This is a genomic window from Halalkalibacter akibai JCM 9157, from assembly GCF_000513135.1.
GTDB classification, from domain to species: Bacteria; Bacillota; Bacilli; order Bacillales; family Bacillaceae_D; genus Halalkalibacter; species Halalkalibacter akibai.
Window position 1 is genome coordinate 1 of sequence record NZ_BAUV01000092.1, and the last position, 6818, is coordinate 6818.

Genomic DNA, 6818 nt, shown 5'->3' on the forward strand with positions numbered 1-6818 from the left:
GTAGAGGTAAGTTTTAGGAACATTATTGGATTTAATAACAATTACCAATATATGAAAGATTATGTGATAAAATAAAAGTATAACAGGATAGGGCGGTACATGTTTTAAGGGGAATATTGAGAAAATATTAGGTGTTTTGTTAATAATATTAGCATTTAATTTCTTCTTTGTAGTCTATATAGTGGATACGAAAATATAAACGAATGGATGAAAGCTCCAGGCAATGTATGGGGAAATTGTAAAATGGGACAAGAGAGCTTAAAAGGAGAAGGGAAGCATTGGTAAGGGATGAGGAAACAAAACTTTCTGAAATAAAGAAAAACCCTCCGGATCGTGTCCCAATTAAAGTAAGTCAACCAGAATAATATATGGGGAATTATAATACAACCTTATTTATGAATAAGTCAGGACATTATTTAGAGAGGTTTTATCTATGAAAAAAAGTTTCTATAATTGGTGTATGGAGAATAACAAGGTGAACTTGTTGAATGAATGGGATTATAAAAAAATAGCAATATTACACCCCAGGATATAAGTTACGGAAGTCAAAAAAAGGTATGGTGGGTTTGTAATAAGGGGCATAGTTATGATACAACAACAAACTATCGTAGAATCGGTACAGGCTGTCCTTATTGTAAGCATCAAAAAGTTAAAACAGGATATAACGATTTATTAACAGTGTACCCAGGTGTAGCAAGATTTTGGAACTATCAAAAAAACACTTTAACTCCTGATAAGGTTTTAGCGGGTGGACATAAAAAAGTTTGGTGGAAGTGTGAAAAAGACCATGAATGGGAATCGCAGATAATCACTAAAATTAAAGATCACCATTGCCCTTATTGTAGTGGTAGATTGGTTATAAATGGTGAAACAGATTTAGAAACTTTATTTCCTGATATAGCCCAAGAATGGAACTATCAGAGAAATAAAGGAAATTTACCATCCGATGTATCTGCTAAATCGAGTAAACAAGTTTGGTGGAAATGTACACAGTGCGGTAACGATTGGAAGGCTTTAATATCTAATAGAACCAGAGACAATGGAAATACAGGTAGTGGATGTCCTCAATGCAGTAATGAGTTAAGAATTTCTTTCCCCGAAAAAGCGATATACTTTTATTTAAAACAAAACTTTGAAAATGTATTAGAAAACATTGATATTAACTATTTTGAATGGTTAGGTAAGATGTCCATTGATGTCTTTGTACCAGAGTTGAAATTAGGAATAGAATACGATGGAGCTTGGCACAAGATAGAAACGGATCTAAAAAAGAACAAAGTTTGCAGAGAAAACGGGATAACTCTTATTAGAGTTCGAGATAAGAGACTTCCTCAACTAAATGATACGTCTATAGACTTTATTGTCGAAAACAGAAAAGAAGAGGACTTGCATTCAGCTATCATGTTAATCTTCGACTATATAAATAAAACTTATAATCATAGGTTTGAAATGAATGTAGACATTCAAAGAGATAGAATCTCCATTTATAAAGCGATGGACTTACAAATCAAAGAAAACTCCTTAATACAAGTAAATCCTCTATTGGCTATTGAGTGGAATTATGAAAAGAATGGTGGATTACAGCCGTCTGTAGTAACGTCAAATAGTCATAAAAAGGTATGGTGGGCATGTAAGGAAGGACATGAATGGAATGCTACTATAGCAAGTAGAAATAGTGGAGGGAACGGTTGTCCAAAATGTGCTAATATTAAGCCTCAAGTAAATCACAAAAGTTTAGATATTGAACATCCTCAACTCTTAGGGTATTGGCATCCAACTAAAAACTTACCACTACATCCCAAAGATTTAACTGTCGGTAGTGGAAAAAAGGTGTGGTGGCGATGTCTTATCTGTTCGCATGAATGGGAAAGAACTATATATTATCAACTTAAAAGAGAAGGGTGTCCTTCGTGTAATAAGGATAAAAAGTTAAAAGAAAAAGTATCGAATATTCTACTTGATCAAGGGAAAATAGATAAAAAGTTTGCTTTATTAGTAAAAGAATGGCATTCAATTAGAAATGGTGATGTTAAATTGGATGAACCATTTTTAAAAAGCTATGACCAAAAGTTTTGGTGGCAATGCAGTAAATGTCAGTATGAGTGGGAAACAACTCTATATAAAAGGGCGAAACGTGGTCAGGGATGTCCTGCCTGTAACAGCAAGAACACTGTAATAATAGGATATAATGATTTACAAACTACTAATCCACAACTCGCAAATGAATGGCATCCAGATAAGAATAATGATATAAAACCAACTGATGTCAAAAAAGGGTCTAACAAAAGAGTCTGGTGGCTTTGCTCAGTGTGTCGTCATGAGTGGAATGTTCCTATAAAAAACAGAAATAAGGGAAGCGGTTGCCCCCTTTGTGCAAAAAAAAGAATACAGTAATACAGTTCGTACAATAGAGATAAGTGAGGTTGAGGATGAGGATGATTTACAAATTCTTGGACAAGGAAAATTGCCATGAAATGAAGTTAAGTTATCAATAGCTGAAATAAAACAAAAATGAAACAGTAATTAGGTGGTACACACTCGTTATGGGGATATATTATCGTAGGTGCATTGCTTTTCTTTATATTTGCGTACATTAGACGCAAAGGAGCGTGATAATAGTGATTGAAGAATTACGAGATAACATAGATAAATTATCAAATAGTGAAGCAAAATCAGTATTACTTCAAATGATTTTGCGTTTACAAGTGGTGTTGGAATCAAAGGAGTCGCAGGAAGAAAAACTCAATGAAGTGGAAAATCTATATAATGAAATGGTTCATCTTAGTCAAGCTAAGGATAAATATGAAGGTATGCAAGAACACCAAACTATTCATCTTGTTTGTGGTGAATCACCTGCGGGAGCTTTAAGGTATAGTTTAGGAAGTCATCAAAATAAAATCATCGGATTTCCTGATTTCTTTGCAGAAGGCCCATTAAAAAACCTACATAACGAGGAAGGTTTTCGAAAGAGGCATCAATGGTTAATGGAGCATATCAACATGGAAATGGATTATTTAGAGGATGAATATGAAAATCGTTTTCGAAAAGCTGTTGAACAGATAAAAAACTCACCTGAAAATCTCCCCATCATCATTTGGACTTCTGAAAATGTAAATGAACAAATAGGACTACGTTATTTTCTATATTTATTACAAAATCACGATAATGAAATCTATGTTATCAATACGACTTTGGCTTACAAGGAGTTAATGGATACAGATGAAATTCAATATTTCATTTTCCATACGGGAGAAGCCCATCCAGATCAAATTAGTGCGATGAATGAACAGAAACGATCCAAGCCATTGACTATAGAAGTACGGCATATGTATCAAAATGAGTGGGTAGAATTATCAAAAACAGATGGTGTGCTTCGAATTTGGAAGGAAAATAAAGTACAAACGGTGTCAGAGGATTATTTTGATTCACAAATCATTCACACTGCTAAAAATCTACATAGTCAGCAAGAACAGGTTGGGTTCATGAAGTCGGGAAGAATTATTGGGGACTTGTTAGGTCATGTTGCAGGTCAAATTGGTGATGCCTTTTTAGAATACCGAATAAGATGTTTAGTCTATAAGGGTGTATTTGAAATAAAAGGCGTTCCAAAAGGTATGAGGTACTATAGTGTTAGATTAAAAGATAAAGAGTGAACGAAACTACCATCCACCATAATGCTTTACCATTTGATAAATAGCTATTGCTAAGCCTAACAAACTTGCTTTCATCTTGGATGGATGGTATTTTTCACTATTAAACAAGTATAAGAAAATGAAAATAAACCCTAAAGGAACCCAGAGCTGAAAATAACCATCTTGTGAACCATGAGAATAGAGAGGAGCGATATAAGTGCTGATCAAAAAGTAAAAGAAAATCCTTAAACCGCTTATGTCTGATTCTTTGCTCCATCGAAACAATAAATAAATGATAATAACGGCAATGGCGGTTATGTAAAACGGTGGTAGATGTAAATAGATTCCTTCAAATAATTCAATCTCCATTTATTTACCCTCCTCACAACTCTCGATACTTATTCCCGTCTCGCATAATAATGTTTACGTAAGAGCTTGAGCCACTACTGATATAGTTACCCTCTAAAGTAGTAATATCTATTTCTTCCTTAATAAAAATAGGTTCTCTACGTTTTCCTTCAATCGTTACTCCTAAAGGATTTTCAGCGTTCAAGAGTGACACCGACTTTATACCATCTCCAAAAGGATCGTCTTCTATAAACTCAACAGTAAAGGTGACATCGTTTCTACTGTGATTTTTAAACCGAAATTCACATTCCACATTCAATGTTTCATTCTCAATCGTATCAAACTTACAATTGCTTTCCCCTGGATTATATTCTATGGCATAAATTCCTGTAGCTACAGTTTTTTGAAAAACATTCGCTATTAACTGTGGGGAAGCTACAACAAGGGCAATCGCAAGGAGAATGAAGCGGCCATGATATTTCTTTAAGGAAGATCCAAGTAATACCAGTGAGAAGAATATAATGAAAACATAGCCCCAGACTAAATGATTAACGCCGTCTGGATATTTTACAGGGATATTCATGATGATAAGGCTTGCTCCAATCGTACGAGAATGTGGGTAAGGGATGTTTAAGAGTACGACTATCGAGAGTAGTGAAATGGCTAAGAAAAGTTGTTTTTGGCTTTTAATCATTAGTGTAACTTCCTTTCTCAAAGATAACTATTTTTATTTTTATAGTTTACCACCATTTATGGTAAAATTGTGGAAACATAAATATTTTGAAATGGAAAATAGGAGAACATATGAATAACACTTGGAATAAATTCATTTACAAAATAGGTTCGCCAATCTACGATACTTTTTTTAATAAAGGTGTTTTTTTGAAAGCAAGAAAACAAGTATTCAAAGGAATTGAATTTCAACCTGAACAGAAAATACTTTTTGTAGGAGTGGGAACAGGTGCAGATTTAGAACTAATTGATCACAGTCAGGTAGAGATAACAGCAATCGATTATTCACCAGATATGTTATACAAGGCAAAGCAAAAATTTAAAAATTCTTCTATTGAATTCGTTGAAATGGATGCCGAGAACATGACATTTCCTAATGAGAGCTTTGACATTGTAGTAGCGAGTTTAATCCTTTCTGTTGTACCAAATGTAGATAAATGTTTTCAAGAAATGGTACGTGTAGTGAAAAGAGAAGGACAGATTGTCGTTTTCGATAAGTTTGTACCAAAGGACAAAGACCTCTCGATAGTAAAAAAGTTCATTAGGCCAATTGTATCTGTATTAGGAACTGACATTGGTGTTCGATTTGAAGATATCTTTAGTAAACGAAGCAATGAAGTAATATTAGTCAAAGATAATGAAGTCATGCTCGATGGGATGTACAGAAATATTGTGATAACAAAATGTAGTTGAATGAGATTGTGAATTTTAGATGGGTGGTTATTAGTATGCAAATCATTTCAGGAAATAAAAAAGAAGACTTGTTAATAGAAAAAGACGCATTAGTAATTGGTAGTGTAGAAGGGGATATCAAGGTATTGAGTGGAGCCAAACTTCATTTAACAGCTAAGTTAATAGGAAATCTCCATCTAAGTAGACATTCAATTGTCTCCATACAAAATAATATAATTGGAAACATTTATGATAGTGGTGCAACAATCGAGATAGTAAGTGGAGAGCTACATGGTGAAATAATAAGATGACAATCAATTATTTTGTAGGGACATAGTAAAGGGATAAGGTAAAAGGAGGCTTTGTATTCAATTAATTTGCATATTATTAATGTACGATACTTGTAATGGCATCTAAAATAAGGGGGGATAGAGTAATGAAGAAGATTAAAAAACTGACTTTTAAAAATCCTAAAAAAGTAACAAAATCTAACATTGATATTAACAGTAAGTTTACTTTGAGAAACAGAAAAATAATAAAATTTTTTGAGTCATTGAAATATTAACTTGGAAATTTTATGTGCCAACAAGAAGGGTTAATGTAATAGACGTAAAATAAAATTAAACTTCTGTAAGAAGATTATTTTACGCCCTTTTTTTGTATATTCCAACAAGCTAAAAATAAAACGCTTTTACTGGGATCTAATTAAATTCAATCCTAACGAATTTATGATCTTCCTCTTCTACATACTCTTCTGGGACATCTTCAATTGGTATATGAGTTATATATATAGTTGTGTAAACTTCTAAATCTGCATATAACTGAGTTAATTCACCAAGTAATTTATCAAGAAGTCTATTTTCAGTTTCACTTAGTATTTCCCTATTGAAATTGTACACATCTGCAAATACACGTAAATTAACTTCTTTTTTATCACTGTATTCGGAAATGATCACTTCGGAAAATGGTTCAGGGAAAATATTTTTTTTTCTCTAAAAAAGGTAAATGTTGTTTAATCATGTCTGATAACATGTGAAGTGGAATATTTAGGTAATCGCTGAAGATTTGAGACCGTATCATATCATCTAAATCCTCATATTCAAGATCGATTAATTCCCCGTCCCAATTAGAAGTGGCTTCACTATGTTCTTCGTTTAAAGCATCTTGTATTTCTTCCAATAATTCTTTACTAATGTTCTCAATAAACATAAAGTTTCCTACTTTCTGCGATGTTAAATTTTATTGATAGGTCTTACAGAAGTAAGTATAAAGTAATGGGTCTTAGAGTACAATTAAAGATTCAGTATTAAACCATTTGGGCTATGGACTAATTGGTAACGGAAGTAAGCTATTATGAAAAAAACAAAATTCTTTAAAGCCTATTTAATATATAATAAATAAATAAATAAATAGACGAGTTGCTTAAAATCTCCT

Annotated in this window: 8 protein-coding genes and 1 pseudogene; 5 read left to right on the forward strand and 4 right to left on the reverse strand. The window is 32.9% G+C overall.

The genetic code is table 11. The features are described 5' to 3' along the window. Positions 1–516: 516 nt before the first annotated feature. From JCM9157_RS26175 to JCM9157_RS22450, 3 genes and pseudogenes are all read left to right on the forward strand, one after another. A pseudogene (locus JCM9157_RS26175) lies at positions 517–630 on the forward strand (zinc-ribbon domain-containing protein); the annotation flags it as partial. A 48-nt stretch (positions 631–678) separates the two neighbouring features. Next, positions 679–2394: a zinc-ribbon domain-containing protein gene (locus tag JCM9157_RS22445; RefSeq protein WP_035668614.1), complete on the forward strand. Its 1716-nt coding sequence runs from the start codon at positions 679–681 to the stop codon at positions 2392–2394. Between the two features lie 224 nt (positions 2395–2618). Further along, complete coding sequence (locus tag JCM9157_RS22450) at positions 2619–3653, forward strand: DUF1835 domain-containing protein (protein ID WP_035668616.1); 1035 nt, start codon at positions 2619–2621, stop codon at positions 3651–3653. 6 nt (positions 3654–3659) lie between these two features. Here JCM9157_RS22450 and JCM9157_RS22455 read toward each other — a convergent pair whose 3' ends face one another. Together JCM9157_RS22455 and JCM9157_RS22460 are read right to left on the reverse strand one after the other, a co-directional pair. Beyond that, complete coding sequence (locus JCM9157_RS22455) at positions 3660–4001, reverse strand: hypothetical protein (protein ID WP_035668617.1); 342 nt, start codon at positions 3999–4001, stop codon at positions 3660–3662. Between the two features lie 13 nt (positions 4002–4014). Further along, entirely contained in the window at positions 4015–4674 is a 660-nt protein-coding gene (locus tag JCM9157_RS22460; protein WP_035668619.1) for a hypothetical protein, read from the reverse strand. A gap of 110 nt (positions 4675–4784) precedes the next feature. Between JCM9157_RS22460 and JCM9157_RS22465 the strand changes: the two genes are divergently transcribed. Together JCM9157_RS22465 and JCM9157_RS22470 are read left to right on the forward strand one after the other, a co-directional pair. Continuing rightward, positions 4785–5405 (forward strand): class I SAM-dependent methyltransferase, encoded by a 621-nt coding sequence (locus JCM9157_RS22465; protein ID WP_035668622.1) that lies wholly within the window; start codon positions 4785–4787, stop codon positions 5403–5405. Between the two features lie 35 nt (positions 5406–5440). After that, positions 5441–5695, forward strand: coding sequence for a hypothetical protein (locus tag JCM9157_RS22470; RefSeq protein WP_035668625.1), 255 nt, complete (start codon positions 5441–5443; stop codon positions 5693–5695). Between the two features lie 390 nt (positions 5696–6085). Here JCM9157_RS22470 and JCM9157_RS22475 read toward each other — a convergent pair whose 3' ends face one another. Together JCM9157_RS22475 and JCM9157_RS22480 are read right to left on the reverse strand one after the other, a co-directional pair. After that, positions 6086–6340, reverse strand: a complete 255-nt coding sequence (locus JCM9157_RS22475; RefSeq protein ID WP_035668627.1) for a hypothetical protein — start codon at positions 6338–6340, stop codon at positions 6086–6088. Between the two features lie 13 nt (positions 6341–6353). Then, on the reverse strand, positions 6354–6593 hold the full coding sequence (locus JCM9157_RS22480) for a hypothetical protein (RefSeq protein WP_035668630.1): 240 nt from the start codon (positions 6591–6593) through the stop codon (positions 6354–6356). Positions 6594–6818 lie beyond the last annotated feature (225 nt).